Source organism: Tritonibacter sp. SIMBA_163 (assembly GCF_046535935.1).
Classification (GTDB): Bacteria; Pseudomonadota; Alphaproteobacteria; order Rhodobacterales; family Rhodobacteraceae; genus Epibacterium; species Epibacterium scottomollicae.
In genome coordinates this window covers 1-262 of sequence record NZ_JAWJBP010000652.1, presented here as the reverse complement: position 1 = coordinate 262, position 262 = coordinate 1, and the positions used below count along the sequence as shown (strand labels likewise).

1 pseudogene is annotated in these 262 nt (G+C 68.3%); it reads left to right on the top strand.

The window, feature by feature from the left end:
• Positions 1 to 262: pseudogene (locus R0J92_RS23925) on the top strand (acetyl/propionyl-CoA carboxylase subunit alpha); the annotation flags it as partial.

Below are 262 nucleotides of genomic sequence, written 5' to 3'. Positions count from 1 at the left end.
CTGCCCGCTCGGCGGCGAAGAGCAGCTTCGCCGACGACCGCGTGTTCATCGAGAAGTTCATCGACGAGCCGCGCCACATCGAAATCCAGGTGCTGGCCGACGCGCACGGCAACGTCGTCCACCTGGGCGAGCGCGAATGCTCGATCCAGCGCCGCCACCAGAAGGTGATCGAGGAGGCGCCGTCGCCCTTCATGGACCCGGAGACCCGGGAGAAGATGGGCGAGCAGGCCAAGGCGCTGGCGCGCGCGGTGGGCTACGTTAC